Origin of the sequence: Lentzea sp. NPDC051838, from assembly GCF_040681245.1 — a bacterium.
GTDB lineage: Bacteria > Actinomycetota > Actinomycetes > Mycobacteriales > Pseudonocardiaceae > Lentzea.
In genome coordinates, this window is record NZ_JBFAYI010000002.1 from 168,597 (window position 1) to 194,343 (window position 25,747).

Below are 25,747 nucleotides of genomic sequence, written 5' to 3' on the forward strand. Positions count from 1 at the left end.
GTGATCAAGACTCTCCTGATCGCCAACCGCGGCGAGATCGCCCTCCGGATCATCCGCACCTGCAAGGCCGACGGAATCCGCACGGTCGCGGTGTTCTCCGACCCGGACGCCAACGCGCCGCACGTCGCGGAGGCCGACTTCGCGGTCAACCTGCCGGGTTCGACGCCGAGTGAGACCTACCTGCGCGCCGACCTGATCGTCGAGGCGGCGACGAAGGCCGGAGCGGACGCCGTTCACCCCGGCTACGGGTTCCTGTCGGAGAACGCCGACTTCGCCAGGAAGGTCCAGGCGGCGGGCCTGACCTGGGTCGGCCCGGAACCGGACTCGATCGAGTCGATGGGCTCGAAGGTCGCCGCGAAGAAGCGGATGGCCGCGGCGGGTGTGCCGACGCTGCCGGAGCTCGACCCCGAGACCGTCACCGAGTTCCCCGTGCTGATCAAGGCATCGGCGGGCGGTGGCGGACGCGGCATGCGAATCGTCCGCGAAAAAGCCGAGTTCGCTGACGCACTGGCCAGTGCACGCAGAGAAGCCGAGTCGGCCTTCGGTGATCCGACGGTGTTCTGCGAGCCGTTGCTGGAGCACGCCCGGCACGTCGAGGTGCAGATCCTCGCCGACACGCACGGTACGGTCTGGGCGCTCGGCGAACGCGAGTGCTCGATCCAGCGCCGGCACCAGAAGATCGTTGAGGAGTCGCCCAGCCCGGCCGTCACCGACGACATCCGCAAGCGCTTGTTCGCTGCCGCGACGGCAGCGGCCGAGTCGATCGGGTACGTCGGCGCGGGCACCGTCGAGTTCATGCTGAAGGGCGAGGACTTCCACTTCCTGGAGGTCAACACCCGGCTGCAGGTCGAGCACCCGGTCACCGAGCTCGTGCACGGCGTGGACCTCGTCGAGTGGCAGCTCCGCATCGCCGAAGGCGCCGAACTGCCGAGGGAAACCCCGGAACCGCAGGGGCATGCCATCGAGGTCAGGCTGTACGCCGAGGACCCCGCGAACGACTGGCGCCCGGCCAGCGGCACGCTGCACCGGTTCCACGTGCCCGGTGACATCAGGCTGGACAGCGGCGTCGAGGACGGCTCCGAGATCTCCGTCTTCTACGACCCCATGCTGGCCAAGGTGATCGCGTACGCACCGACGCGCGCCGCTGCCGCCCGCAAGCTCGCGACGGCGTTGGAAAGCGCTCGGATCCACGGCCTGGTGACCAACCGCCAGCTGCTCGTGGACATCCTCCAGAACGGCGCTTTCCTCGACGGCGACACGCACACCGGCTTCCTGACCGAGCACGACTTCACCCGAACCGTTGACCCGCAACCGTTTGCGCTCGCCGCCGCACTCGCTCAGGCGGCCACCCGGAAGCTCGGGCACCTCCCGCTCGGCTGGCGCAACGTCCGCTCCCAGCAGCCGAAGACGAAGTTCCTGTTCGGGGAAACCGAGATCGAGGTCGAGTACGACCCGAAGCAGGCCACGCCGGACGTGGTGATCCTGGACCTGGCGGGTGTCAGGACGCCCTTCCAGGTGGCGAGGTACGGCGACCTGGTCGAGGTCGACTCGCCGCGTGGATCCGTCACCCTGAAAGCAGTGCCGCGCTTCCCCGAACCGGAGACGAAGCTCGCACCGGGCGCCACGATCGCCCCGATGCCCGGCACGGTCGTCCGCGTGTCAGTGAGCCAGGGCGACACAGTGGCAGCGGGACAGGAGCTTCTCGTCCTGGAAGCCATGAAGATGGAACACCGCGTGCTCGCGAACAACGCGGGCACCGTCACCGAGCTCTTCGTCGAGCGAGCACAACAGGTCAACGCCGGCGACGTCCTGGCCGTAGTGGAGGAACAGTGAGCTTCGTCGAGTCCGAGGAGCGGATCGCGCTCCGCAAGGCCGTGTCCGAGCTGGGTGCCAAGTACGGCAACGAGTACTTCCTCGCCAAGGCCAAGTCGGGGGAGAAGGCCACCGAGCTGTGGGAGGAAGCCGGCAAGCTCGGCTACCTCGGCGTGGCCGTGCCCGAGGAGTACGGCGGCGGTGGCGGCGGCATCGGTGACCTCGCGGCGGTGTGCGAGGAGCTGGCCGCGGCCGGATGTCCGTTGCTGCTCATGGTCGTCAGCCCGGCGATCTGCGCCACGGTGATCGCCCGGTTCGGCACCGAGGAGCAGAAGTCCCGGTGGCTGCCCGGTTTCGCGGACGGCACGCTGAAGATGGCGTTCGCGATCACCGAGCCGGACGCGGGATCGAACTCGCACCAGCTGCGCACGCACGTCAAGCGCGACGGTGACGACTGGATCCTCAAGGGCACCAAGACGTTCATCTCCGGCATCGACGAGGTCGACGCCGTGCTCGTGGTCGCGATCCAGCAGACCGGGCCGGTGCTCGTGGTCGTGCCGACTGATGCCGAGGGCTTCACCTGGCACCAGATCGAGATGGACCTGGTCGTGCCGGAGAAGCAGTTCACGCTGTTCTTCGACGACGTCAGGCTGCCGTCCGACGCCGTCGTGGGCTCGCCGGACCAGGGCCTGCTGCAGGTGTTCGCCGGTCTCAACCCCGAACGGATCATGGGCGCGAGCATGGCCACCGGCTCGGCGCGCCTCGCGATGAACAAGGCCGTCACCTACGCCCAGCAGCGCAAGGTGTGGGAGAACCCGATCGGGTCGCACCAGGGTCTCGCGCACCCGCTCGCGAAGATCCACATCGAGATCGAGCTGGCCCGGCTGATGACGCAGAAGGCCGCCGCGCTGTACGACAGCGGTCGTGACAAGGAGGCCGGAGAGGCCGCCAACATGGCCAAGTACGCGGCGGGAGAGGCCATCGCGGCCGCGGTCGACCAGGCGATCCAGACGCACGGCGGCAACGGGCTCACCACCGAGTTCGGGCTGGCGTCCATGCTCGGCATGTCCCGGCTGTCCCGCATCGCGCCCGTCAGCAGGGAGATGGTGTTGAACTTCGTCGCGCAGAACTCGCTGAAACTGCCGCGGTCCTACTGAGAGACTCCCCGCATGGGGACTTTCAACTCGTACGACGGCACGAAGCTCGCGTTCCACGGCCCGTCCGGTTCAGATCCGTTGATCTGCCTGCCGGGCGGGCCGATGACGGCATCGGCCTACCTCGCGGCACTTCCGCTCGACAACCTGCTCCGGCTCGACCTGCGCGGCACCGGCGAGTCCGAGGAAGCACCGCTCGAGACCTACCGCGCGGACCGCCAGGTCGAGGACGTGGAAGCGCTTCGCCGCCACCTCGGGCTCGAGAAGATCCGGCTGCTCGGCCACTCCGCGGGCGGATCACTCGCGATCCTCTACGCGACGCGATACCCGCAGCACGTCGAGGAACTCGTCCTCATCGCACCGAGCCCGCGCGTCGTCGGCATCGACGTCACCGACGACGACCGTCGGACGATCGCGTACAGCCGCAGCGACGAACCCTGGTACCCCGAGGCCATCAAGGGGTTCGAGCAGATCTGGGCGGGCGACGCGACACCCGAGGCGTTCGACACGATCGCCCCGTTCTGGCGCGGTCGTGGAGCGGACGAGGTCGAGGACGACCACGCGACCAACGAAGTAGCCGCCGAGCAGTTCTACGCCGAGGGTGCGCTCGACCCCGAAGCGACCCGCGCGGCACTCAAAACCCTTGACGTGCCAACGCTTCTGCTGTTCGGCGAGGTCGACGTCGCGATCCCGCTCAACCGCGCGCACGAGTACGCGGAACTGCTCCCGCACGCGCGGCTCGTGATCCAGGCCGGCGCCGGTCACGCACCCTGGCTGGACGACTCCGAGGCGTTCGCGGGCGCCGTCCAGCGCATCCCGTAGAGACCGGGACCGAAGTCGAGCGCGGCGGCGTGCGCGTAGCCCCAGGTGTCGATCGGGGCCGGGCGGGCGCCGCCGAACATTTCCGTCCCCGCCGGACCGGACGCGAATTGCTCGCAGGTAGCGGGAGGGGACTGGAATTTGATCTCCAGCACGTAGTCGTGCACCCGTTCCGCGAACCGGCGGAAATGCGAGTGCTCGACCGTCGGATGTGGATAGATCAATTCGTACTCGATCGCGATCGAGTCGCCGGGGGAGATCGGTTCGTCGAACAACAGCTCCGCGACGAGCACGCCGTTGGTGCGCTCGCGGGCCACCCTGCCGACCCGGCACGAGCGGACCGCGGTCAGCGCGGGCAGTGCTGATCCGCTCTCGTGGCACAGGATCCAGCGGTCCACGCCGGCTGACGTCGCCTGCATGACCTGACGCGACCGGACGCCGCGCACCCCGCCGCAGGACGCGACGTCCACCCTGTCGTGCTGGGCGGTCAGGATCAGCCCCGAGCCGTCCCACGGCGCCCGTGCCGACAGCTCCCGCCTGCGTGAACGCCCGCGCGGCCGTGGTGGGCCCAGCAGCCTCGACAGGGAGGCTTCCGGCACGCCGAGCACGTCCTCCAGATGGGCCAGCGCCATCAGCGACTCCGGCCGCTCGGGTCTGCGGCGACCCGACTGCCAGTAGCTCAGCGCTGTCACGCTGATCGGCGCGCCGCGCACCCGCAGACGGTGCTGCAGCCGTTCCAGACTGAGACCCCGAACCTGGATCGCGACCCGCAACGCGTCCGCGAACGGACCCGTCACCAAGAGGTCGGCGAGCTCCTCGCGAGGTGGGTAAATCGTCAGCATCACGCCTCCGTTTCACGGAGTCAAGATCGGAAGGCTATCGGCAGCAAAGGGAACGCGGTACAGCCGATCGGCGGTTTCGGGCCGCTGGCAAACCCGGAAAGTTCAGATCTCGGGTCTATTACGCCGCCAATAGTCTCGATTGGGTTCCTGAGCATCCCTGCGACGAACAGGACTACGCAATGCGCAAGACAGCAATCCTGGTGGGCTCGGCGGTCATGGTCGCCGCCTTCGCGGCACCCGCGCAGGCGGCCGTCGGTGAGATCCTCACCTTCCAGGGCGTCCAGAACATCCCCGGCAGCTTCGTCGTGAAGTTGAAGGACAACGGAGTCACCGCGAGTGCCGCAACTCTCGGTGCACGGTTCGGCGGTCAGATCGGGTACGTCTACGACGCCGCCTTCAAGGGCTTCTCGGTCAAGATGAGCGACGCCCAGGCACGCAGACTGGCCGCTGACCCGTCGGTCGAGTTCGTGGAACGCGACCAGGTGCTCAGCATCCAGGCCACCCAGGTCAACCCGCCGTCGTGGGGCCTGGACCGGATCGACCAGCGCAACCTGCCGCTCGACCAGCGCTACACCTACAACACCACCGGTTCCGGCGTGAACGCCTACGTCATCGACACCGGTGTCCGCATCTCGCACCAGACGTTCGGCGGCCGCGCCAAGAACGGCCGCGACTTCGTCGACAACGACGCGATCGCGCAGGACGGCAACGGCCACGGCACGCACGTCGCCGGCACCATCGCGGGATCGCAGTACGGCGTGGCGAAGAACGCGAACATCATCGCGGTGCGCGTGCTGAACAACCAGGGCTCCGGCACGCTCGCCGGGGTCAACGCGGGCATCAACTGGGTGGCCGCGAACCACGTCAAGCCCGCGGTGGCCAACATGTCGCTCGGTGGCGGCGCGAACGCCTCGCTCGACAGCGCGGTGCAGGGCGCGATCACGCGCGGCGTCACGTTCGCGGTGGCGGCCGGCAACGCGAACACCAACGCTGCCAACACCTCGCCCGCACGGGTGGCGGCGGCGATCACCGTGGGTTCGACCGACCGCAACGACGCGCGGTCGTCGTTCTCCAACTTCGGTCCGGTCGTGGACGTGTTCGCACCCGGTCGTGACATCACGTCCGCGTGGAACACCAGTGACACGGCCACGAACACCATCTCGGGCACCTCGATGGCGACCCCGCACGTCGCCGGCGTGGTGGCTCGTTACCTGCAGGGCAACTTCAACGTGACGCCCGCGCAGGTGTCGGCCGCGATCACCTCGAACGCGACCAACGGCAAGGTGACCAACCCCGGTGCGGGTACGACGACCAGGCTCCTGTACTGGCCGCCGACCAGCTGACCGGCTGAAGATGTGCGGCCCCGGTTCCCTGTGAACCGGGGCCGTTTTCCCTGCACTGAAAGGAATCCGCCTGTGAGAGCCCTGCTGGCAGTCGCTGCCCTGGCGGCAGCTGTCGTGGTCGCCCCTGCGTCAGCGGCCACCTCGTCCTACATCGTGGTCTACAAAGACGGTGCCATGTCGTCGTTCAGCGGCACGGTTGAGCACCGGTACACGAGTGTTCTCAACGGTTTCAGCGCGCGGCTGACGGCTGCGCAGCTTCGTGCCGTGAAGGCCGATCCCAACGTGTCCCATGTGGAGCGTGACGGGATCGTGCACGCGAACGGCACGCAGCTCAACCCGCCCTGGGGACTGGACCGGATCGACCAGCGCGCGTTGCCGTTGGACCAGAAGTACTCCTTCACGAGCACCGGCCGCGGCGTGAACATCTACGTCATCGACACCGGCATTCGCGTGACGCACACGGACTTCGGTGGTCGGGCGAAGAACGGCTACGACTTCGTGGACAACGACGCGATCGCGCAGGACGACAACGGGCACGGCACGCACGTCGCGGGAATCGCCGTGGGTGCCAAGTACGGCGTCGCCAAGCACGCGACCGTGTGGGGTGTGCGGGTGCTGAACGGTCAGGGCTCGGGCACGATCTCCGGTGTGATCGCGGGCGTGGACTGGGTGACGAAGAACGCCGTCAAGCCCGCCGTGGCGAACATGTCGTTGGGCGGCAGCGCTTCCGCCGCGCTCGACACCGCGGTGAAGAAGTCGATCGACTCCGGTGTTTCGTACACGGTCGCGGCCGGCGGCAGCAACACCGACCCGGGAAACTCTTCCCCGCAACGGGTTTCGCAGGCGATCTGCGTGGGTGCGTTGACGCAGACCGACACCAAGGCGCCGTCGTCGAACTTCGGCCCGCTGGTGGACATCTGGGCGCCGGGCGTGAGCATCCCGTCGGCCTGGAACACCAACGACACGGCGACCGCGACGTTGAGCGGATCCTCGATGGCCGCACCGCACGCGGCCGGTGTGGCGGCGCGCTACCTGGAGTTCAACCGCGCGGCCACGCCCGCAATGGTGGAGCGCGCATTGGTTACCACGGGTACTCCCGGCACGCCACCCGTCACTCGTATCCTTTACTGGCCGCCATCTCTGTGAAGCGTGAAAGTTTCGAAATGACAAGCGCGTCCAAGTTCTAAGACACCCTTGGCAGGAACCGGATCTCTCCATAGCGTCGAAAGTGTTCGTTCCCCTGCAAAGAACGGAATGCACATCATGACGCGAAAGATCCGGTTCCTGGCCGGTGCCGGCGCGGCGACTCTCGCCCTGTCGGTTCTGATGGTCCCCTCTGCTTCCGCCGCTGAAGGAGAGGTGCTGTCGCTCGGTTCTCCCGAGAAGATCGCCGGCAGCTTCATCGTGAAGCTGAAGGAAGGCAAGACGAACTCGCACGCTCTCGCCTCGCGCTTCGGTGCTTCGGTCGAGCGCGAGTACACCAGCTTCGGCGGCTTCAACGTGAAGCTGACCGAGAAGCAGGCCAAGCGCCTGGCCGCCGACCCGTCGGTGGAGTTCGTCGAGGCCGACCAGGTCGTGCACGTCCAGGCGACGCAGACGAACCCGCCGTCGTGGGGTCTCGACCGCATCGACCAGAAGAACCTGCCGCTGGACCAGAAGTACAGCTACACCTCGACGGGCGCGGGCGTGACCGCGTACGTCATCGACACCGGCGTGCGCATCAGCCACTCCACGTTCGGTGGTCGCGCTTCCAACGGCAAGGACTTCGTGGACAACGACAACGTTGCCCAGGACGGCAACGGCCACGGCACGCACGTCGCCGGCACGATCGCGGGCTCGCAGTACGGCGTCGCGAAGGCCGCCAAGGTCGTCGCGGTCCGCGTGCTCGACAACAACGGCTCCGGCACCCTCGCCGGTGTCGCGGCGGGCATCGACTGGGTGGGTGCCAACGCTGTCAAGCCGGCGGTCGCCAACCTGTCGCTGGGTGGCGGCGCCAACGCCACGCTCGACACCGCTGTCCGCAACGCCATCGCCAAGGGCGTGACCTTCGCGGTCGCGGCAGGCAACTCGAACGCCAACGCGAGCACCTTCTCGCCGGCCCGCGTGACCGAGGCGATCACCGTCGGCGCCACCGAGCGCACCGACGCCCGCGCGTCCTACTCGAACTTCGGTTCGGTGCTGGACATCTTCGCGCCGGGCTCTGCCATCACGTCGGCGTGGAACACCAACGACACGGCCACCAACACCATCTCGGGCACCTCGATGGCGACCCCGCACGTGGCCGGTGCCGCGGCGCGGTACCTGTCGACGAACAAGACGGCGACTCCCGCTCAGGTGGCTTCCTACCTGATCGCGCAGTCGACGCCTTCGAAGGTGACGAACCCCGGTTCCGGTTCGCCGAACCGACTGCTGTACCTCGCGCCGACCGCGTGAGTCTCTGATCGGGAAGGCCGCGGCTTCGGTCGCGGCCTTTTCGTGTTCTTGCGTCCGTGCGGCGGCTGACTCTGCGGAAGTTCATCGAGGACGACGACTGGGCGGGGCACGCCGAGTTCCTGGTCGCCACGCACGCCGACGTGCTGGATCGGCGTGAGGAGCTCGACGACATCGGCTACCTGCTGGCGCGGTGGCGGCCTCCGACCGAGATGCTGGTGCCGTTGCGGGACAACGAGGAACAGCTCCTGCCCGCCGTGCTGGAACTCCTCGACGGCGCGGAGGGCTCGCGGCGGTTCCACCTGCTGACAGCGCTGTACGCGTGGGATCGCGGCTCCCTGGCGCCGGGGTCCACCCGGCCGCGCAGCCTGATGGACACGCACCTGGAACACTGCCCGCTGATCGTGGAGGACCGGCGAGACCTGCTCGCGGCCGGACGGCGGATGTCCTGCTACGCGGGCTGGAAGGCGTTTGCGGAAGACGAGGCGGTGAGGGCGTGCTGGAAGGTCTGAACACCGTTGCGTGGCACGAGATCGACCACGCGTACGGTCCCGCGCTGGACACGCCCGGCCACCTGAGGGCGTTGCTGTCCAACGATCCCGAGGTGGTGTCGCGGGCGATCCTGGACCTCGACCGGACCATCTACGAGGAGGGCGGCTTCGTGTGCCCGGCGGCCACGGCGGTGCTGCCGTTCCTCGCCGAGGTGATGCCCGCGCTGGACGCCGCGTCACGGGCGGGGGTGGCGGACCTGGTCACGCGGATCGCCTACTACGGGGACGCCGAGCAGGTCGACGCCGGCTGGCACGAGGCCTGGGCGAAGCTAGAGGACGCGTTCCGCGACTGAGAGCGCCACGAGATAGAGGGCGACCATCAGCCCAGCACCGATGTACGGCCAGTAAGCCCGCGGCTCTCGCAGCGCGCGGAACCACGTGGCGAAGGTCGCGGACAGCCCGATGACGACGGTTCCGACCGTCGACATCATGAACGGCGCGAAGCACACGCCGGAGCACGCCTGCACGGGTGTGAAGCCCAGAACGCCGAAGAACAGCACGCCCACGGCCACGACGAACATCACGAGCATGCCGAAGATGGCCACGGGAAGTCGCATGCGGAGACGGTAGCCAACGGAGATCACCTTCGCTGCCGAAAGCCTCGCGTGAAACCGTGCGCGGCGCCCAACCGACCGAGATCACCTTCGCTCCCGAAAGCCCTGCGTGAAAATCTGTCGGTGCCCCCAGCTAGCCTTGACGGCAAAGCTGACTTCGTCTACAAGGAGCCACCACCGTGTTGCGCACGCACGAGGCCGGATCACTCCGGGCCGAGCACGCCGGGCAGTCCGTCACCCTCACCGGGTGGGTCGCTCGCCGGCGGGATCACGGCGGTGTCATCTTCATCGACCTGCGTGACGCGAGTGGCGTGGCCCAGATCGTGTTCCGCGAGGGCGAGATGGCCGAGCGCGCGCACCGGCTGCGCAGCGAGTACGTCATCAAGGTCACCGGCGACGTGAGCAAGCGGCCAGAGGGCAGCGAGAACCCCGAGCTGCCCACCGGCGCCATCGAGATCTACGTGAGCGACCTCGAGGTGCTCAACGAGGCCGCGCCGCTGCCGTTCCAGGTCGAGAGCGACATCGAGCCGGGTGAGGAAGCCCGCCTCAAGCACCGCTACCTCGACCTGCGTCGCGAAGGCCCGGCCAAGGCCATCCGGCTGCGCAGCGAGGTCAGCCGCATCGCGAGGACCGTCCTGCACGACGAGAAGTTCGTCGAGATCGAGACGCCGACCCTGACCCGCTCCACGCCCGAAGGCGCCCGCGACTTCCTGGTGCCGGCGCGTCTGCGTCCGGGCTCCTGGTACGCGCTGCCGCAGTCGCCGCAGCTGTTCAAGCAGCTGCTCATGGTCGGTGGCCTGGAGCGCTACTACCAGATCGCGCGCTGCTACCGGGACGAGGACTTCCGCGCCGACAGGCAGCCGGAGTTCACCCAGCTCGACATCGAGATGAGCTTCGTCGAGCAGGACGACGTGATCGGCCTGACCGAGAAGCTGCTCGCCGCGATCTGGAAGGAGACCAAGGGCGTCGACATCCCGGTGCCGTTCCGCCGCATCTCCTACGCCGACGCGATGGCGAAGTACGGCTCGGACAAGCCGGACCTGCGGTTCGAGCTGGAGCTCACCGACCTCACCGAGTACTTCAAGGACACGACGTTCCGCGTGTTCCAGGCGCCGTACGTCGGCGCCGTCGTCATGCCGGGTGGTGCGAGCCAGCCGCGCCGCACGCTCGACGCGTGGCAGGAGTTCGCCAAGCAGCGCGGCCACAAGGGCCTCGCCTACGTGCTGATCCAGGAGGACGGCACGCTGGGCGGACCGGTCGCGAAGAACCTCACCGACGCCGAGCGCGACGGTCTCGCCAAGGCCGTCGGTGCCTCCGCGGGCGACTGCATCTTCTTCGGCGCGGGCGACCCGCGTGACGCGCGTGCCCTGCTGGGTGCGGCTCGCGTCGAGATCGCGCACCGCGTCGGCCTGATCGACGAGAACGCCTGGGCGTTCGGCTGGGTCGTCGACTTCCCGATGTTCGAGTCGGTCGACAAGCTGGAGGCCGGCGACGTCGCGGTCGGCGGCGGAAACTGGACGGCCCTGCACCACGCGTTCACGAGCCCGACGCCGGAGTGGATCGACAACTTCGAGACCGACCCCGGCAATGCGCTCGCGTACGCCTACGACGTGATCCTCAACGGCAACGAGCTCGGCGGTGGCTCGATTCGTATCCACCGCGCGGACGTGCAGCAGCGCGCGTTCAACGTCATGGGCATCGGTGCCGAGGAGGCGCAGGAGAAGTTCGGCTTCCTGCTCGACGCGTTCAAGTTCGGCGCGCCGCCCCACGGTGGCATCGCGCTCGGCTGGGACCGCCTCTGCATGCTGCTCGCGGGGGCCGACTCGATCCGCGAGGTCATCGCGTTCCCGAAGTCCGGCGGCGGCTACGACCCGCTGACGGCGGCTCCGGCGCCGATCACGCCGCTGCAGCGCAAGGAAGCCGGCGTCGACGCCAAGCCCCAGGAAAAGGCACAGGACAAGGGCGAGAAGGCGTAGGTCGTGTCTGACGCACGCCGTTCGGCCGGAGTCGCGGCCGGGAGGTCCGGACGTGGTGCCGCTGCGGCGGCACCGCACCGGGCGGACTCGCCGGGCGCGGCCTGATGCTCAGACTCCGCGTGGTCTGCCCGGCAGACCAGTCCGAAGCCGCGCTGAAGATCCTCCGCGACCACGCGGGGGCCACTCATCTGGTGGTCCTGCGTGGCGCGGCGATCGATCCCGCTGGTGACCTGATCACCGCCGACGTGGCGCGGGAAGCGGTCGACGAGATCGTCGGCGCGTTGTGCGACCTGCACATCGACCACACGGGCGGCGTCACGATCGAGACGATCGACACCTCGCTGTCCGACGCGGCCGACCGCGCGGAGGAGCTCGCACCCGGCGAGGGCTCCGACGTGATCGTCTGGGAAGAGCTGATCGCGAAGTCCGGCGAGGAGTCCCGGCCCAGCGTCACCTTCCAGGCGTTCCTCACCATCGCCTGCCTGCTGGCGGCGGTGGGCGTCGCGACGAACTCGCCGGTCACGATCGTCGGCGCGATGGTGGTCGGCCCGGAGTTCGGGCCACTGGCAGCCATCGCGGTCGGTCTCGTGGCGAAGCGGTGGGACCTGGTCAAACGGGCATCGATCGCGCTCGGCATCGGGTTTCCGCTCGCGATGGTGATCACGTCGGTGCTGACGTGGTTCGGCGAGCTCGGCGGACTGTTCGACAAGGCGGCGCTGGTGAACGGTCACCAGGTCGATTTCGTATACCAGTTCGGACCGTTCTCGCTGATCGTCGCACTGCTGGCGGGCGCGGCGGGCATGCTGTCGATGACGTCGGCGAAGTCGGCGGCACTCGTCGGGGTGTTCATCTCCGTCACCACGGTGCCAGCCGCGGGGTACGCGGCACTGGCCGCGGTTCTCGGAGTGTGGGACAGAGTGGGGCCGGCGGTCGCCCAACTGGGTATCAACTTGATCGGTATTGTCGCGGCCGCCGCGTTCGTTCTGTTGATCCGCAGGCACAGGGCAACGGATGGTGTTTCCACACGTCCACTGTCCAAGGGGTGATCCGGAAACAGCGCGAGCCGTTATCAACGAGTGGTGGTAAGCGCAGCCTGGCCGGATTAGCGTCGGTCCGGCTCAGGGACATGGGGAGTAGGGTCGGAGGGGATGAGCGTGGAGATCACCGCGGGCCCTCCCGACACGACTTCACCTGAGATCGCCGAAGCTGTCGAAGCGGCCGAGCGGGTACTGACCAGGCGTTTGGGCGCACAGGTGCGCCTTGCGGACCCCGAGGCTCTCGGGGGTACCGGTCGTTCCGTCGTGATTCGCGTCAGAGTCGCCTCCTCGCCGTTCTCCATGCCCCGCACGCTGGTCGTGAAGCGCTATCCGGCGGGAACGGGCGACCGCGACCCGTGGGCGCACGAGGCCGTCAGCCACCAGCTGCTCACCGCGCTGCCCGCCGAGGAGCGCGCCACCCCGGAGCTTTTCGCCCACGACGGGGCGACGCGGCTGGTCGTGCTCGAGGACCTGGGCCGGGCGCCGAGGTTGTCCGAGAAGCTGCACGCGAAGGACGCGCGCGCTGCCGAACGTGGCCTGCTGTCGTGGGCCCACGCCATGGGCCGCCTGCACGCCACGACGGCGGGCCGTGATGCGGACTTCGACGCGTTGATGCGCCGGGCCGGTGCGCAGTGCTGCCAGGACCCGATCGCGGTCGACGTGCACGCGGCCATCGCCGGATTACCCGCGTTGCTCGAAGCCACGCTGGGCATCGAGACCTCCTCGCAGGCCAGCGAGTTCGCCTCCGCGGCCGCCCGATCCTTCAGCACGTCACGACGCCGTGCGTTCAGCCCGTCGACGTCCTGTCCGGACAACCACCTGGTCACCTCGCGCGGTGTCCGGTTCGTCGACTTCGAGGGCGGGTGCGTCCGCGACATCGTGTTCGACGCGGCGGCGCTGCGAGTGCCGTTCCCGTCCTGCTGGTGCGGGTGGGGGCTGCCACCGGGCATGTCCGAGGCCATGGTCGCCGCGTGGCGCGCCGAGGTCGGGTCGGTGTGGCCGGAGATGGACGACGACGCGATCCTCTTACCGCGCCTGCTCGAAGCCCAGCTGCTGTGGGTGTGGCTCGCGACGTGGCGGGCGCTGTCCAAGCCGATGCCGAGCGTCGACAACGCCCCACCGCGCAGTGTCGTGCTGACTGGGCGGTGGATCAGGCTCCGCTCCGACGCGCTGATCCTGGGTGAGAAGACGGTCGCGTCGCACGCCGACTCGGTGATCGGCGCACTGGCCGACCGCTACGGCGCTGAGGTGCTCGAACTCCCTCTTTACCCAGCATTTCGCTGAACCGTTCCCGCACGGTCATTCCCGGATCACCGGGCACGCTGATCCTGAGTCGTGTGCTGGTGTTACTCGGTGACTCGACAGCGGTCGGGATCGGCGACCTCGTTCCCGGCGGGTGGCGCGGCTTCGGCCCGATCCTCGCGTCCGCCTACGCGGGCCACGACTCCTCGGGCAACGGCTACCGCAACTACGCCGTCTCCGGCGCGCGGCTGGCCGACGTCAGACGCACCCAGCTGCCGCAGGCCCTGCGCGACGAGCCGAGCGCGGCCGTCGTCATCGCGGGCGTCAACGACACGCTCCGGTCCGACTTCTCCGTCCGCCAGATGCACGAGGACCTCGACACGATCTGCCGTGAGCTGACGGCCGCGGGCGTCTCCGTCGTCACCGTGCGGTTCCACGACCAGGGCCGCGTGTTCAAGCTGCCGGGCAAGCTGCGCCGGGTGCTCAAGGAACGCATCGACGAGTACAACCGCGTCGTCGACGTCGTGGTCGCACGGCACGGTGTGCGGTGCGTCGACCTGCACACGTTGCCGGGTGCGTACGAGCTGGAGACGTGGGCCGTCGACCGGCTGCACCCGTCCGAGCTGGGGCACCGGATGCTCGCTCAAGCGTTTGCTTCAGAGCTGCGCGCGCTGGGACACACGATCGGCGACGTCAGCCTGGAGTGCTCGGGAGGGCGCGAGCTGACGGTCTGGCACCACGTCGCCTGGCTGCTGCTGAAGGGCATCCCGTGGCTGTTCCGGCGGGGCGCGGACCTGTTGCCGTTGCTGTGGACCGAGGAGACCTCAGACGCGCAGCGAGACGGTGAACGTGGTCTTGCCTGGGACGCTCTGCACGGACACCTCGCCATCATGCGCGCCGACGACGGCGGCCACGATGGACAGCCCCAGCCCCGTGCTGCCGGCGGCGCGTGACCGGCTGCTGTCGCCGCGCGCGAACCGTTCGAACACCTCCAGGCCCTCCGGGATGCCGGGGCCGTCGTCGGTGACGGTGAGGTCGATTCGTCCATTGTGGACTGCGAGGCCGGTGGTGACCGTGGTGCCGGGCGGGGTGTGGGTGCGGGCGTTGGAGAGCAGGTTGCCCAGCACCTGGTGCAGGCGCTGAACATCGCCCTCGACGGTGACGGGTTCCTCCGGCAGTTCGATCTTCCAAAGGTGCTGGGGTGCGGAGATGCGGGCGTCGCCGACGACGTCCAGCACGAGCCTCGACAGATCCACCTCCTCGCGTTCCAACGGGCGGCCGTCGTCGAGGCGGGCGAGCAGCAGCATGTCGTTGACCAGCGACGTCATCCGCACGGCCTCGGACTCGACGCGGCCCATCGCGTGCGCGATCTGGTCCGGCACCTCCTCCTCGGACCTGCGCGTCAGCTCGGCGTAACCGCGGATCGCGGCGAGCGGGGTGCGCAGCTCGTGCGAGGCGTCCGCGACGAACCTCCGGACGCGGGTTTCGCTGTCGTGCCTGGCTTTCAGCGCGTCGCCGACGTGACCGAGCATGCGGTTGAGCGCGAGGCCGACCTTGCCGACCTCGGTGTCCGGGTCGGTGTCCGGCACGCGTTCGGCCAGCGCGACATCGCCTTCGTGCAGCGGCAGCTCGGAGACTCTCGTCGCGGTCTCGGCGACGCGGTCGAGCGGGATCAGGCTGCGCCGGATGATCCGCTGGCCGACGAGCGCGGCGGCCGCGACACCGGCCGCGGTGAGGGCGACGAGCAGCCAGATCATCTGCCACACGAGCCGGTCGACCGGGCCCGACGGCATGCCCTTGATGCGCGTCTGGTCGACGTTGACGCGGAAGTAGCCGACGTCCTTGCCGAAGTCGACGGTGTGGCTGCCGGGGCCGAGTTCCTTGAGCTCCTCGGTCTCGTGAGCGTTCAACGGGCGTGGCTGGTTCCAGTACGGCAGCTCGATCGTGCCCTGCACTGTGCCGTCGGCGCTGATCATCGCGTTGAGGCCCGGCGCGCGGCCACCGATCGGCGGCGGCTTGATCTCGCTGATCTGGCGGTCGAGGTCGTGGGTCAGGAAGCCGTGCAGCGCGAGCACCGCGACCACGCCGGTGACGACGGACAACGCCACGATGACCGCGATCTGGCCGACGATCAGCTTGGCGCGCAGGGTTTTAGGCCGAAGGCTTGAGGACATAGCCCGCGCCCCGCATCGTGTGGATCATCGGTGCGCGGCCGGCGTCGATCTTCTTGCGCAGGTAGGAGATGTAGAGCTCGACGATGTTCGCCTGGCCGCCGAAGTCGTAGCTCCAGACGCGGTCGAGGATCTGCGCCTTGCTCAGCACGCGGCGCGGGTTGCTCATCAGGTAGCGCAGCAGCTCGAACTCCGTGGCGGTCAGGGAGATCTGCTCACCCGCGCGGGTGACTTCTCGGGTGTCTTCGTTCAACTGGAGATCGCCGACGACGAGCCGTGCGCCCGCGTCCTCCTCCGTGACGCCCGTGCGCCGCATGAGTGCGCGCAACCGCAGCACGACCTCTTCGAGAGAGAACGGCTTCGTCACGTAGTCGTCGCCGCCCGCGGTGAGGCCGGCGATGCGGTCCTCCACGGCGTCGCGTGCGGTCAGGAACAGCACCGGCAGGTTCGGCTGCTCCGCACGCATCCGGCGCAGCACCTCGAAACCGTCGAAGTCCGGCAGCATCACGTCCAGAACGACCGCGTCCGGCCGGAACTCACGCGCGGTCTTGACCGCCGTGGAACCGTCGAGCGCGGTGCGGACGTCCCATTTCTCCATGCGCAGCGCCATCGTCATCAGCTCGGCCAGAGTGGACTCGTCGTCCACCACGAGCACCCGCACGGGCTGCCCGTCAGGCCGTCGGAGTTCGGATTTCATCGTGCGCATGGCTCCTATGGTGGCTGGTGAGCCTGTGTACCACCTGTGAGAGCCGTCCACCGTTCGGGCGATCGGCGGTTACGTCAATTGTGAGCAGCTATGTTCGGTTTGAGGCCCGACGATCTGACGGAGGTGAGCGGCCTGCGCACGTTCACGCTGACCGTCATGGGGTCCACCGACCTGCACGGCAACCTGTTCAACTGGGACTACTACCGCGACCGCGAGTTCGACGACTACGCGCACGACGACGTGGGGCTCGCGAAGATCTCGACGCTGGTCTCTGGGGTGCGAGACGCCGTCGGGCGCCATCGGACGTTGCTGCTCGACGCCGGTGACACCATCCAGGGCACGCCGCTGGCCTACTACTACGCGAAGGTCGAGCCGATCACGCGAACGCACGTGCATCCGATGGCGGCCGCGATGAACGCGATCGGGTACACGGCCGCTGCGTTGGGGAACCACGAGTTCAACTACGGGCTCGAAGTGCTCCGAACCTTTGAGCGGCAGCTGGACTTCCCGCTGCTGGCCGCCAACGCGGTCGACGTGTCCACCGGTCTGCCGGCGTTCCAGCCGTACGTGATCAAGACCGTGTGGCGGACGGGTGGGCCGCCGTTGCGGGTCGGGATCCTGGGGCTGACCAATCCCGGGATCGCGGTGTGGGACCGCGCTGTGGTCGAAGGGCTGCTGACGTTTCCCGGGCTGGTCGAGCAGGCGCTGCACTGGGTGCCGGAGGTGCGGTCCAAGTGCGATCTGGTGATCGTGGCCGCGCACTCCGGTGCGGATCTGTCGTCGTCGCTGGGTGATCAGGTGCCGTTCCCGGAGAACTGCGCCGAACTGGTCGCGGAGACGGTGCCGGGGATCGACGCGGTGCTGGTCGGGCACGCGCACGTGGAGATTCCGCAGCGGTTCGTGCTGAACAAGGTGACCGGGCGGCCGGTGCTGCTGACCGAGCCGCTGTACTGGGGCAAGCGGTTGTCCGTGATGGAGTTCGACCTGGAGTTCGACGGCCGGTGGTCCGTGGTGTCGTCCCAGTCGTCGGTGCTGTCGTCCTCGTCGGTCGCCGAGGACCCGCGAATCGTGCGGCTGTTGCGCCATGACCACGCGAAGGTCGTGAACTACGTCAACGGCCGGATCGGTACCTGCCTCGAGGCGATGTCCGCCGCGCGGTCTCGGTTCGAAGACACACCCGCGCTCGGGTTCATCAACCACGTGCAGGCGTTGGAGGTCGCGAAGTCGACCTCGTTGCCGGTGTTGTCGTTGTGCGCGCCTTTCAACCGCGGGGCGGCGATTCCGGGCGGGGAAGTGTCCATAAGGGACGTTGCCGGGCTGTACCCGTTCGACAACACGTTGCTCGGTGTGCGGTTGACCGGTGCGCAGCTGCGGGACTTCCTGGAGGAGTCGGCGCGGTACTTCCGGCAGGTTTCTTCCGCGGGGCCGTTCGAGGCTGCTGAGGTGTCGGCTGACGTGCCGGACTACAACTTCGACATCGCGTACGGGTTGTCGGCGCCGTTGACGTACGACATCGACATCGCCCAGCCCGTCGGGTCGCGGATCGTCGGGCTGGCGTACGACGGCGTGCCGGTGCTGGACTCGTTCGAGTTCGCGGTGGCGGTGAACAACTACCGGCAGGCCGGCGGTGGCGACTTCCCGCACATCGCCTCGGCGCCCGTGCTGCACAACCAGCAGCAGGAGATCCGGCAGTTGCTGATCGAGTGGGTGAAGGCAGCGGGTGTGCTCGATCCGGCGGCGTTCGTGCGGTCCGATTGGCGGCTCGTGGCCTCTGGTTCGCCCGTGATCGTTTCCACGAACGAGTGAATTCGGGCGTGTTGTCCTGGGGGTTCTGCTCCAGGTGGTGGCATGGAGTCGGCCGAATGAGATAGGTCAGGCGCGTGCAGTTACCGCAGCGCGTCTTCGTCGGCGCTCTAGTCGTGCCGATGCTGCTCGCCTCGGTGGGCACGGTGTTCCGTCCCGAGGTCGAGATCGCGGCCGGTCATCTCGTGTTCGCGGTGCGGTCGTCCGAGATCGTGCTGGCCGGTACCGCCGGTTCGGCCGCCGAGCGGCAGGACGTGGTGGACGCCGTGCGCGGCCTGACCGACTCCTACCGCATCACCGACATGATCACGCCCAACGCGGGCGAACGGATGCCGGTGTCGCCAGGTGTCGCGGCAGGCCTGCTCGGGGTGGTGCTCGACCACGGCGTCTCGGAGTTCACCGGCGTCGTCCACAAAGGACACCTGACCGCGTCGGCGCGAGTCGCGGACCCCGAGCGCGCGGGCCTGCTGAGCGACGCCCTGCGCGCGGCCGCCACGGGCCTGCGCGTCGACGAGGACTTCACTTCGGACTAGGAGCTCTTGCGTTGTTCGGGTTCTTCATCCAGATGTTCCTGCTGTGCGCGGGCGCCTTCCTGGCGGGCGTGCTGCTCACGTGGCTGACCATGCGCTCGCGAGCTGCCGAACCTGTTGCCGAGACGCGGTTGTCGATCATGGAGGAGCCGGTGGTGCCGGCGCCCGCGATCAAGGCCAACTCGCGGACGATGATGTTCCACACCCCGGAGTCGCCGTACTACAAGCGGATGAAGGGCGACGCGTTCTTCCATTCGCCGGAGGACGCGCGCCGGGCGGGCTACACGATGTGGACCCCGCGGCCCCGAGTTCCCGCCACCACCTAGAAATCCGGGGACAGGCGGCCGTTTCCGGTGTGGTCCGAGTGAGGTTCGACGTCAGCCGGACCGATCAGAGCCCGTCCGACTCGTTCGCCGCGGCCAGCGAAGCCGTCGGCGCGGTGCGTCAGGTGCTGCGCGACCACGGTATGTCCGACGCGGCGGTCGAACGGTCCCAGCTGGGCCTGAAGAGCTCGTGGACCTCCGGCGTCGCCGGCGGACCTCGCGCCAGGACACGTCGTGGTGGCGGCGGGGGTCGTTCTCGGGTTCTCGATCAGGCACCAGCTCGCCGGAGCCAGGCGTCGAGTTCTAGGTAGTCGGCGTCGGTCAGGCCGTGGCGCGGGTCGACCTTGTGCAGCAGGGCTTTGGGGTGGTGCTCGGCGACCCAGGCGCGGTCCCTGCCGGTGATCTCGTCGTCGACCCAGGCGAACGGTCTGGTCCCCGCGAGTGTCACCAGGCCGCGGGTCTTCCAGTGCAGGCCGTCGTGCGGCTCGTCGTCCGTCCACGTGGCCACTCGTAGCGGTGGCAGGCCGAGCAACGGTGCGATGTGTTCGTTCGCCTCGTCCATCCACGTGGTGGCCCAGACGAGCTCGCTCGGCAGCGCTTGGAGCCACGGGCCGTGCATCGGGTCGAGGCGAGCGAGGCCTGGGGCGCCGGGGACGCCGTCGCCGAACGGGAGCAGGGGGCCGTCGACGTCGAGGAACAGCAGCGGAAGTCCGGTCACCGCACCGTCGCCTCGTAGGTGCGCCAAGCGGTGCGCAGGCCTTCCAGTTCGAAACGGGGGAACGGCCTGCGCCACTCGCGTTCGTACTCGGCCTTGCGGTGGAAGTGCCAGCGGTGGACGGCTGGTTCCGCCTCGAAGTCCACCTGGGCCTGGGCCTCGGTGACGACCGGGATCTCGCGGTGCTGGTCGGCGATCCGGATGTCCGCCCTGCCCGCCCGCACGGTCCAGGTGAGCGACAGGTCGGCCATGGCGGGCACGGTAGGCCGCGTCTCGTAGGCTCGGCGAGTGATTTCCGACGTGATCAAGCCCGGGCTCGACGTGCTCTTCTGCGGCATCAACCCCGGCCTCGTGTCGGAGGCGACCGGTCACCACTTCGCCCGGCCCGGAAACCGGTTCTGGCCCGCCCTGCATTTGTCCGGTTTCACGCCGCGGCAGTTCGCGCCCGCCGAGCAGGCGCAGCTGCTGGAGCTGAACCTCGGCATCACGAACGTCGTCGCGAGGGCGTCCGCCAAAGCCGACGAATTAACAATTGACGAAATGAAGGCCGGAGCCGTGGAGCTCACCGAAAAGGTCGAGCGGTATTCACCGAAGGTTCTCGCGGTGCTCGGCGTGACGGTGTACCGGGCGGCGTTCGGGCGCAAGAAGGCGCAGGTCGGGCCCCAGGCGGACCTGGTGGGCGGGGTGCGGGTGTGGATCCTGCCCAATCCGAGCGGGTTGAACGCGCACTGGCAGCTGCCCGCGCTCGCCGAGGAGTTCGCACGTCTCAAATCGAGTCTGTGAACAAAGGTTCACATTCATGCCCACTGAAAGTGGGCGGGACGGTACAAACTCTGGTCTGGTTGCACTGACATCTGCGGCCATTCGAGTGCTTTCACCCGGAAGTGGAACCGAGGATCGTCGAGCTGCGTCAGAATTTGGCAATGCCGCGCAGAACTTCGTGAATCTTCAACACTGGTGGGGGCGCAGTGGAGGTCAGGATTCTGGGGCCGGTCGAGCCGTCAGTGCCGCCGAAGCCCGCGCAGATCCTAGCTGTCTTGGCGGTCGAATGCGGGAAGATCGTGCCTGTCGACCGGCTCATCGACCTGATCTGGGGCGAGGAGCCGCCGCCGCAGGCCCGCAAGTCGCTGCAGGTGCACATCAGCAGCCTGCGCAGGACGGGGCTGCCGGTCGAGCACCGGGCCGCGGGGTACGTGCTCAACACCGAGCCTGAGAACGTCGACCTGCACCTGTTCCGCAAGCTCGTGACCCAGGCGCACGACGAGGCCGATCTCAAGACCAAGGCTGACACGCTGCGCCAGGCGCTCGACCTGTGGCGCGGCACGCCGGTCGTGTTCGCGCAGACGTTGGACGTACAGCGGCTCGCGGCCGCGGAGCAGTGGGTCGACGTCGAGCTCGCGCTGGGCAGGCACGCGGAGCTGATCGACCCGCTCGGCGTCTTCGTCACGGAGTACCCGCTGGCTGAGCGGTTGCGGGGTCAGCTGATGGCCGCGCTCGCCAGGGCGGGGCGCCGGGCCGACGCGATGCGGGTGTTCCGGGAGACGCGCAAGGTCCTGGTCGACGAACTGGGCGTCGAGCCGGGCGAGCAGCTGCAGCAGCTCTACCGCGACGTGCTCGAAGGCGCGCGGGACAGCCGGCGCAACTACCTGCCGCGCGACGCGGGCGACTTCACCGGGCGCGACAGGGAACTCTCGAGACTGCTCGACAGCGATGGCGGCGTCTGGTGGATCGAGGGGCCGGCGGGCGTCGGCAAGAGCGCGCTCGCGGTGCACGCGGCGCACAAGATCGCCGACCGGTATCCGGACGGGCAGTTGTTCGTCGACCTGCACTCGCCGTCAGGGGCGCTGGACTCGTTGCTGCGCGCCATGGACGTGCCCAGCGAGCGGATTCCCGAGTCCGCCGAGGAACGCGCGGCGCTGTGGCGGGCCACGGTCAGCGGGCGGCGCGTGGTGATCGTGCTCGACGGCGTCACGAGCGTCTCGCAGGTCAGGCCGCTGCTGCCCGGCAGCCCCGGCTGCCTCACGCTGATCACGAGCCGCAGCCGGTTGTGCGGGCTGGAAGGCGTGCGACGGATCCCGCTCGACGTCCTGAGCAGCGACGAAGCCGTCACGCTGCTCAAGCGCATCCTCGGCGACGACAGGGTCGCGACGGAACCCGACCAGGCCGAGGAGGTCGCGCGGCTGTGCGGGTACCTGCCGCTCGCCGTGCGGATCACCGGCGCGCGACTGGCCGGACGCGCGCACTGGCCGGTGTCGAAGCTGGTGCGGCGCCTCTCCGACGAACGCAGCAGGCTCGACGAGCTCGTTGCGGACGATCTCGCCGTGCGGTCGAGTCTGGAGCTGACGTACCGCGCGCTGGACGAGGACACCCGGCGCGCGTACCGGATCTTCGGGTTCCTCGGGCTGCCCGAGGTGCCGAGCTTCCTGTGGGCGCACCTGCTCGACGAGGACGTGCTGGACGAGCTCGTCGACGCGCGGCTGCTCGACGTCATCGGCAGTGCCCGGTACCGGATGCACGAGCTGGTGCGGCTGCACGCCCGTGAGCTCGCCGAGGCCGAAGACCCGCGACAGGAACGCGAAGACGCCGTGCGCAGGGCCGTGGTCGCCGCGTTGTCCACTGTGGACGGCCTGACCGAGCAGCTCTTCCTCGCCGTGCCGCGCATGCAGGACTCGCTGGGGATAGTGACCACGGCAGCGCGCCCCGCCGACAAGGACGCCTGGTTCGCCCGCGAGGAGAACCTGCTCACCAAGCTGGTCGAACGGGCGGCGGAGCTGGGGCTCGCGGAGATCGCCTCGCAGCTCGCCGAGGTGCTGGTGTTCGCCTGGTTCGGGCTCCGAAACCGTTACGAGGCCTGGGAACGAACACACACAGCGGCGCTGGAAGCCGTGTGGAAGACCGGAGACCTCAGGCTCGAAGCGGTGCTGCGGTGCAGCCTCGGCCAGATGCACTACAAGCGGGACAACCTGGCCGAAGCGCGCGAGTGGTTCGACACCGCGCAGACGTTGTTCGTGAACCTGGGCGACAAGCGCGGCGAGGCCGTCGCGATGAACGGCATCGGCATGGTGTGCCGGGATCTGGGCGAGTACCCGTGCGCGTTGGAGGCCCTGGGCCGGGCTCGCGAGCTGCTGGAGTCGCAGGATCCGGAAGGCGTCGCGCACGCGCTCTACGGAATCGGCTCCATCAAACGAGAACTGGGCGACGACGAGGGTGCCCTGGAGACCCTCACGCTGGCCGAAACGACCTATCGCGCGGCTCAGAGCCGGCGAGGTGAAGCGCTGGCAGCGCGCGGAATCGGGCTGGTGCACCGCGCCAGGGGTGAGCTGGACCTCGCCGAGGAGCACATCGTGCGCGCTCACGAGATGGTCGCGGGCACCGGCGACGAGCTGCTCGGCTGCTACACCGCCCAGGCGTGGGCGAAGGTGTTGATCCGCAAGGGTTCGTTCGACCCGGCGCAGGAGCTGCTGGGCATCGCGATGGACGGCTGCCGCGACGTCGGCGACCGGTTCGGCGAGGCGCTCGTCCGCCGCACGCTGGGGGAGTGGCGGCTCGCGGCGGGGGACTTCGCCGGTGCGCGGGTGGTGCTGACCGAGGCTCTGGCGGCGTGGTCCGACTTGGGGCTGCCGTTGTGGCGGGCACGCACGCTCAGAGACCTCGGCGCGGCCCACGCCTGTCTGGGGGACGTGTCAGGCGCGGACCGCAGCTGGGGTGAAGCAGCCGAACTGTTCACGCGGCTGGGCACCCGTGAACTGGGGGAGGTGCCCGGCTGGCGCGCTCAGTGGGCGCTGGTCAGCCCGTGATCTTCTTGTACTTCCACGGCGCGTAACCGCCGTCCTTCAGCGTCGCGATCGTCACGGTCTCGTGGTCCATGTCGGTCGCGGTGCTGCCCTCCTCGTAGATCCAGACGGAGGTGTGGGCGGTGTTCGCCCACTTCTCGAACAGCTTCACGTGGCCGTTGCGCAGGATCATGTCGCCCGGCTTGAGGTTCGCCCACGAGATCCTCGTGGCGACCTCGTCCAAAGTGGACGTGGTACGGCTGGACGTCAGCTTCCACGCCATGGACACGAAGCCGGAGCAGTCCGTGCGGTACTGCTTGCCGTGGTTGACGTCCCACGCGGAGGCGGTCTGGCTGTACGGAACCTTGCGGTCCCACCAGTTCTTCGCCCGGCTGATGACCTCGGTGCGGCTGATCGAACCGCCGTAGCCCGCGGCTGCGACCTCGACCTGCCCGATGGTGCCCTCTTCCGGCGCCGCCTGGGCGATGCCGGTGACGCCGGACAGCAGTCCGAGCGAGAGTGCGGTCGCCGCGACGGCGTGGCGAATGCGCATCGTTGTTGCTCCGATCCCCTGGTTGATGACGACCGGGACTGTCCACGACCGCGCCAAAGATCGGCCAAAGACCGATTTAGGCGTGCCTTTACCGCTCGTTCCTAGCTTCTGCCGCACTTCGGTTTGGGCATAAGGAGAGAGCATGTTCGTTCGCACGATCGCCGCGGTGATCGCGATGTTCGCCGCTCTGCTGATGGGCGCGTCCGTCGCTTCGGCGGCACCGGCCAAGTACACCCACGCTCAGGCGACCGCGCAGCTGCGCGCGGCCGGCATCACCTGGTCTTCCAGCGGTGGCTGCAGCGACCGCAACCGTCCGAACTGCACCTCGTTCGAACAGGTCAACCAGACCACCATCGCCGGCGCGAAGACCTTCAAGAGCGCGTCGGGCTGTGCGCTGAACATCTCCGGTGGCACCGAGACCGGTCACGCGTCCGGCACCTACTCGCACTGGAACGGCTACAAGCTGGACTACTCGCTGTCCAGCTGCGTCACCAACTACATCAAGTCGAAGTTCGCGTCCATCGGCGGCAACAAGTGGAAGTCGAACGCGGGCAACATCTACTACCTCGAGTCGAACCACTGGGACGTCACGTACTACAACTGCGGTTGCTGAGCTGACGCACGGGCCGGTAGAAGTGGACGGGTGACCACACTCGGCGCTGTCTACCGGCCCCAGCTTCCCCCTGAGAACCTGCGTTCCGTCGTGCTCGCCGCCGAGGAGTCCGGTGTGGACTCGTTGTGGCTGTGGGAGGACTGCTTCCTGGAGAGCGGCATCGCGTGCGCCTCCGCCGCGCTGGCCTGGACCTCCCGGCTGAAGGTCGGCGTCGGGCTGCTGCCGGTGCCGTTGCGCAACGTCGCGCTCACCGCGATGGAAGCCGCGACGTTGGACCGGTTGTTCCCCGGCCGCGTCACTCTGGGGGTCGGCCACGGCCTGCAGTCGTGGATGGGGCAGGTCGGCGCGCGGGTGTCGTCGCCGCTGACGTTGTTGCGCGAGTACACGGATGCGTTGCGCGCCTTGCTGTCTGGTTCCTCGGTGACTTGTTCCGGCACTTATGTGTCGTTGACCGGCGTTGCGCTGGACTGGCCGCCTCACGCGCCGATGCCGATCTACGTGGGCGGCCTCGGCCCCAAGACGCTGGATCTCGCCGGTGAGGTCGGTGACGGCACGATCCTGGACGCTTCCGCTGATCTCTCGCGTGTGCGTTCGACGCGGGCTTCACGTGAGCACCCGATCGTCGTCTACGTCGAGACCGACTCGCGGGACCGCGCGTTCGTCACGGACCTGGTCGCTTCCTACGCCGCCGCGGGCGCTACCAGCGTGATCTTGCAGCAGTCGGCCACGAGCGAGGACCCCGAAGGATTCGTCCGATTCGTGGGTTCACTCGATGGAGTGAGTGCATAGCGCGGTAGATA

25 protein-coding genes and 1 pseudogene are annotated in these 25,747 nt (G+C 68.5%); 19 read left to right on the forward strand and 7 right to left on the reverse strand.

All coding sequences use genetic code 11. The features are described 5' to 3' along the window. Genes AB0M24_RS06750 through AB0M24_RS06760 form a run of 3 tightly spaced genes read left to right on the forward strand, consistent with a single transcriptional unit; the run spans nucleotide 1 to nucleotide 3,788 of the window. Nucleotides 1-1,833, forward strand: coding sequence for a biotin carboxylase N-terminal domain-containing protein (locus AB0M24_RS06750; protein ID WP_363761928.1), 1,833 nt, complete (start codon nucleotides 1-3; stop codon nucleotides 1,831-1,833). Then, nucleotides 1,830-2,969, forward strand: a complete 1,140-nt coding sequence (locus AB0M24_RS06755; protein ID WP_363761930.1) for an acyl-CoA dehydrogenase family protein — start codon at nucleotides 1,830-1,832, stop codon at nucleotides 2,967-2,969. The genes AB0M24_RS06750 and AB0M24_RS06755 overlap by 4 nt, the downstream gene beginning before the upstream one ends. A 12-nt stretch (nucleotides 2,970-2,981) precedes the next feature. Beyond that, nucleotides 2,982-3,788, forward strand: coding sequence for an alpha/beta hydrolase (locus tag AB0M24_RS06760; protein WP_363761932.1), 807 nt, complete (start codon nucleotides 2,982-2,984; stop codon nucleotides 3,786-3,788). On the opposite strand, the gene AB0M24_RS06765 is transcribed toward AB0M24_RS06760, so the two are convergent. After that, complete coding sequence (locus tag AB0M24_RS06765) at nucleotides 3,728-4,627, reverse strand: hypothetical protein (protein WP_363761934.1); 900 nt, start codon at nucleotides 4,625-4,627, stop codon at nucleotides 3,728-3,730. The two genes, AB0M24_RS06760 and AB0M24_RS06765, sit on opposite strands and share 61 nt — an antisense overlap. Nucleotides 4,628-4,806: 179 nt before the next feature. Between AB0M24_RS06765 and AB0M24_RS06770 the strand changes: the two genes are divergently transcribed. The 5 genes from AB0M24_RS06770 to AB0M24_RS06790 all read left to right on the forward strand — a co-directional run bounded on the left by AB0M24_RS06770 (nucleotide 4,807) and on the right by AB0M24_RS06790 (nucleotide 9,244). After that, nucleotides 4,807-5,970, forward strand: a complete 1,164-nt coding sequence (locus tag AB0M24_RS06770) for a S8 family peptidase (RefSeq protein ID WP_363761936.1) — start codon at nucleotides 4,807-4,809, stop codon at nucleotides 5,968-5,970. Nucleotides 5,971-6,042: 72 nt separating this feature from the next. Next, a complete protein-coding gene (locus tag AB0M24_RS06775; RefSeq protein ID WP_363761938.1) occupies nucleotides 6,043-7,116 on the forward strand; it encodes a S8 family peptidase in 1,074 nt (357 codons plus the stop codon). A 108-nt stretch (nucleotides 7,117-7,224) separates the two neighbouring features. After that, nucleotides 7,225-8,403, forward strand: coding sequence for a S8 family peptidase (locus tag AB0M24_RS06780; protein ID WP_363761940.1), 1,179 nt, complete (start codon nucleotides 7,225-7,227; stop codon nucleotides 8,401-8,403). A 56-nt stretch (nucleotides 8,404-8,459) separates the two neighbouring features. After that, nucleotides 8,460-8,912, forward strand: a complete 453-nt coding sequence (locus AB0M24_RS06785; RefSeq protein ID WP_363761942.1) for a hypothetical protein — start codon at nucleotides 8,460-8,462, stop codon at nucleotides 8,910-8,912. Next, nucleotides 8,897-9,244: a hypothetical protein gene (locus AB0M24_RS06790; RefSeq protein WP_363761944.1), complete on the forward strand. Its 348-nt coding sequence runs from the start codon at nucleotides 8,897-8,899 to the stop codon at nucleotides 9,242-9,244. The genes AB0M24_RS06785 and AB0M24_RS06790 overlap by 16 nt, the downstream gene beginning before the upstream one ends. Here AB0M24_RS06790 and AB0M24_RS06795 read toward each other — a convergent pair. Next, nucleotides 9,221-9,508, reverse strand: coding sequence for a hypothetical protein (locus AB0M24_RS06795; RefSeq protein ID WP_363761946.1), 288 nt, complete (start codon nucleotides 9,506-9,508; stop codon nucleotides 9,221-9,223). The genes AB0M24_RS06790 and AB0M24_RS06795 overlap by 24 nt on opposite strands. 176 nt (nucleotides 9,509-9,684) lie before the next feature. Here AB0M24_RS06795 and aspS point away from each other — a divergent pair, with 176 nt between their 5' ends. The 4 genes and pseudogenes from aspS to AB0M24_RS06815 form a co-directional block, all read left to right on the forward strand. Continuing rightward, entirely contained in the window at nucleotides 9,685-11,481 is a 1,797-nt protein-coding gene (aspS, locus tag AB0M24_RS06800) for an aspartate--tRNA ligase (RefSeq protein WP_363761948.1), read from the forward strand. A 104-nt stretch (nucleotides 11,482-11,585) separates the two neighbouring features. Further along, nucleotides 11,586-12,527, forward strand: coding sequence for a DUF389 domain-containing protein (locus AB0M24_RS06805; RefSeq protein WP_363761950.1), 942 nt, complete (start codon nucleotides 11,586-11,588; stop codon nucleotides 12,525-12,527). 102 nt (nucleotides 12,528-12,629) lie between these two features. After that, nucleotides 12,630-13,802, forward strand: coding sequence for a hypothetical protein (locus AB0M24_RS06810; protein WP_363761952.1), 1,173 nt, complete (start codon nucleotides 12,630-12,632; stop codon nucleotides 13,800-13,802). A gap of 59 nt (nucleotides 13,803-13,861) precedes the next feature. Beyond that, nucleotides 13,862-14,401: pseudogene (locus tag AB0M24_RS06815) on the forward strand (SGNH/GDSL hydrolase family protein); the annotation flags it as partial. A 183-nt stretch (nucleotides 14,402-14,584) separates the two neighbouring features. On the opposite strand, the gene AB0M24_RS06820 reads toward AB0M24_RS06815, so the two are convergent. Continuing rightward, entirely contained in the window at nucleotides 14,585-15,934 is a 1,350-nt protein-coding gene (locus AB0M24_RS06820) for a HAMP domain-containing sensor histidine kinase (RefSeq protein ID WP_363761954.1), read from the reverse strand. Further along, nucleotides 15,912-16,637 carry a response regulator transcription factor gene (locus tag AB0M24_RS06825; RefSeq protein ID WP_363761956.1) on the reverse strand — a complete coding sequence of 242 codons (726 nt, stop codon included), beginning with the start codon at nucleotides 16,635-16,637 and terminating at the stop codon, nucleotides 15,912-15,914. The genes AB0M24_RS06820 and AB0M24_RS06825 overlap by 23 nt, the downstream gene beginning before the upstream one ends. Before the next feature lie 90 nt (nucleotides 16,638-16,727). Here AB0M24_RS06825 and AB0M24_RS06830 point away from each other — a divergent pair, with 90 nt between their 5' ends. The 3 genes from AB0M24_RS06830 to AB0M24_RS06840 all read left to right on the forward strand — a co-directional run bounded on the left by AB0M24_RS06830 (nucleotide 16,728) and on the right by AB0M24_RS06840 (nucleotide 19,296). Next, nucleotides 16,728-18,443 (forward strand): 5'-nucleotidase C-terminal domain-containing protein, encoded by a 1,716-nt coding sequence (locus tag AB0M24_RS06830; protein ID WP_363761958.1) that lies wholly within the window; start codon nucleotides 16,728-16,730, stop codon nucleotides 18,441-18,443. Between the two features lie 74 nt (nucleotides 18,444-18,517). Continuing rightward, nucleotides 18,518-18,973, forward strand: a complete 456-nt coding sequence (locus AB0M24_RS06835) for a hypothetical protein (protein ID WP_363761960.1) — start codon at nucleotides 18,518-18,520, stop codon at nucleotides 18,971-18,973. 11 nt (nucleotides 18,974-18,984) lie between these two features. Further along, complete coding sequence (locus tag AB0M24_RS06840) at nucleotides 18,985-19,296, forward strand: hypothetical protein (protein ID WP_363761962.1); 312 nt, start codon at nucleotides 18,985-18,987, stop codon at nucleotides 19,294-19,296. A 265-nt stretch (nucleotides 19,297-19,561) separates the two neighbouring features. On the opposite strand, the gene AB0M24_RS06845 is transcribed toward AB0M24_RS06840, so the two are convergent. After that, entirely contained in the window at nucleotides 19,562-20,011 is a 450-nt protein-coding gene (locus AB0M24_RS06845) for an HAD domain-containing protein (protein WP_363761964.1), read from the reverse strand. Then, nucleotides 20,008-20,259 carry a hypothetical protein gene (locus AB0M24_RS06850; protein ID WP_363761966.1) on the reverse strand — a complete coding sequence of 84 codons (252 nt, stop codon included), beginning with the start codon at nucleotides 20,257-20,259 and terminating at the stop codon, nucleotides 20,008-20,010. The genes AB0M24_RS06845 and AB0M24_RS06850 overlap by 4 nt, the downstream gene beginning before the upstream one ends. 37 nt (nucleotides 20,260-20,296) lie before the next feature. Between AB0M24_RS06850 and mug the strand changes: the two genes are divergently transcribed. Together mug and AB0M24_RS06860 are read left to right on the forward strand one after the other, a co-directional pair. After that, on the forward strand, nucleotides 20,297-20,791 hold the full coding sequence (gene mug / locus AB0M24_RS06855) for a G/U mismatch-specific DNA glycosylase (protein WP_363761968.1): 495 nt from the start codon (nucleotides 20,297-20,299) through the stop codon (nucleotides 20,789-20,791). Nucleotides 20,792-21,012: 221 nt separating this feature from the next. Continuing rightward, a complete protein-coding gene (locus AB0M24_RS06860; protein ID WP_363763019.1) occupies nucleotides 21,013-23,805 on the forward strand; it encodes a BTAD domain-containing putative transcriptional regulator in 2,793 nt (930 codons plus the stop codon). Here AB0M24_RS06860 and AB0M24_RS06865 read toward each other — a convergent pair. Further along, nucleotides 23,795-24,334: a hypothetical protein gene (locus AB0M24_RS06865; protein ID WP_363761970.1), complete on the reverse strand. Its 540-nt coding sequence runs from the start codon at nucleotides 24,332-24,334 to the stop codon at nucleotides 23,795-23,797. The two genes, AB0M24_RS06860 and AB0M24_RS06865, sit on opposite strands and share 11 nt — an antisense overlap. Before the next feature lie 142 nt (nucleotides 24,335-24,476). Here AB0M24_RS06865 and AB0M24_RS06870 point away from each other — a divergent pair, with 142 nt between their 5' ends. Together AB0M24_RS06870 and AB0M24_RS06875 are read left to right on the forward strand one after the other, a co-directional pair. Then, nucleotides 24,477-24,947: a hypothetical protein gene (locus tag AB0M24_RS06870; protein ID WP_363761972.1), complete on the forward strand. Its 471-nt coding sequence runs from the start codon at nucleotides 24,477-24,479 to the stop codon at nucleotides 24,945-24,947. Nucleotides 24,948-24,977: 30 nt separating this feature from the next. After that, nucleotides 24,978-25,736: an LLM class flavin-dependent oxidoreductase gene (locus AB0M24_RS06875; RefSeq protein ID WP_363761974.1), complete on the forward strand. Its 759-nt coding sequence runs from the start codon at nucleotides 24,978-24,980 to the stop codon at nucleotides 25,734-25,736. Nucleotides 25,737-25,747: the final 11 nt, after the last annotated feature.

Excerpts from the sequence above, each read along its gene's own strand:
- AB0M24_RS06795 (WP_363761946.1), bottom strand. The coding sequence starts at position 9,508 with ATGCGACTTCCCGTGGCCATCTTCGGCATGCTCGTGATGTTCGTCGTG.
- AB0M24_RS06770 (WP_363761936.1), top strand. The coding sequence starts at position 4,807 with ATGCGCAAGACAGCAATCCTGGTGGGCTCGGCGGTCATGGTCGCCGCC.
- AB0M24_RS06830 (WP_363761958.1), top strand. The coding sequence starts at position 16,728 with ATGTTCGGTTTGAGGCCCGACGATCTGACGGAGGTGAGCGGCCTGCGC.
- AB0M24_RS06780 (WP_363761940.1), top strand. The coding sequence starts at position 7,225 with ATGCACATCATGACGCGAAAGATCCGGTTCCTGGCCGGTGCCGGCGCG.
- AB0M24_RS06810 (WP_363761952.1), top strand. The coding sequence starts at position 12,630 with ATGAGCGTGGAGATCACCGCGGGCCCTCCCGACACGACTTCACCTGAG.
- AB0M24_RS06850 (WP_363761966.1), bottom strand. The coding sequence starts at position 20,259 with ATGGCCGACCTGTCGCTCACCTGGACCGTGCGGGCGGGCAGGGCGGAC.
- AB0M24_RS06820 (WP_363761954.1), bottom strand. The coding sequence starts at position 15,934 with ATGTCCTCAAGCCTTCGGCCTAAAACCCTGCGCGCCAAGCTGATCGTC.
- AB0M24_RS06760 (WP_363761932.1), top strand. The coding sequence starts at position 2,982 with ATGGGGACTTTCAACTCGTACGACGGCACGAAGCTCGCGTTCCACGGC.
- AB0M24_RS06825 (WP_363761956.1), bottom strand. The coding sequence starts at position 16,637 with ATGCGCACGATGAAATCCGAACTCCGACGGCCTGACGGGCAGCCCGTG.
- AB0M24_RS06865 (WP_363761970.1), bottom strand. The coding sequence starts at position 24,334 with ATGCGCATTCGCCACGCCGTCGCGGCGACCGCACTCTCGCTCGGACTG.
- AB0M24_RS06870 (WP_363761972.1), top strand. The coding sequence starts at position 24,477 with ATGTTCGTTCGCACGATCGCCGCGGTGATCGCGATGTTCGCCGCTCTG.
- AB0M24_RS06805 (WP_363761950.1), top strand. The coding sequence starts at position 11,586 with ATGCTCAGACTCCGCGTGGTCTGCCCGGCAGACCAGTCCGAAGCCGCG.
- AB0M24_RS06765 (WP_363761934.1), bottom strand. The coding sequence starts at position 4,627 with ATGCTGACGATTTACCCACCTCGCGAGGAGCTCGCCGACCTCTTGGTG.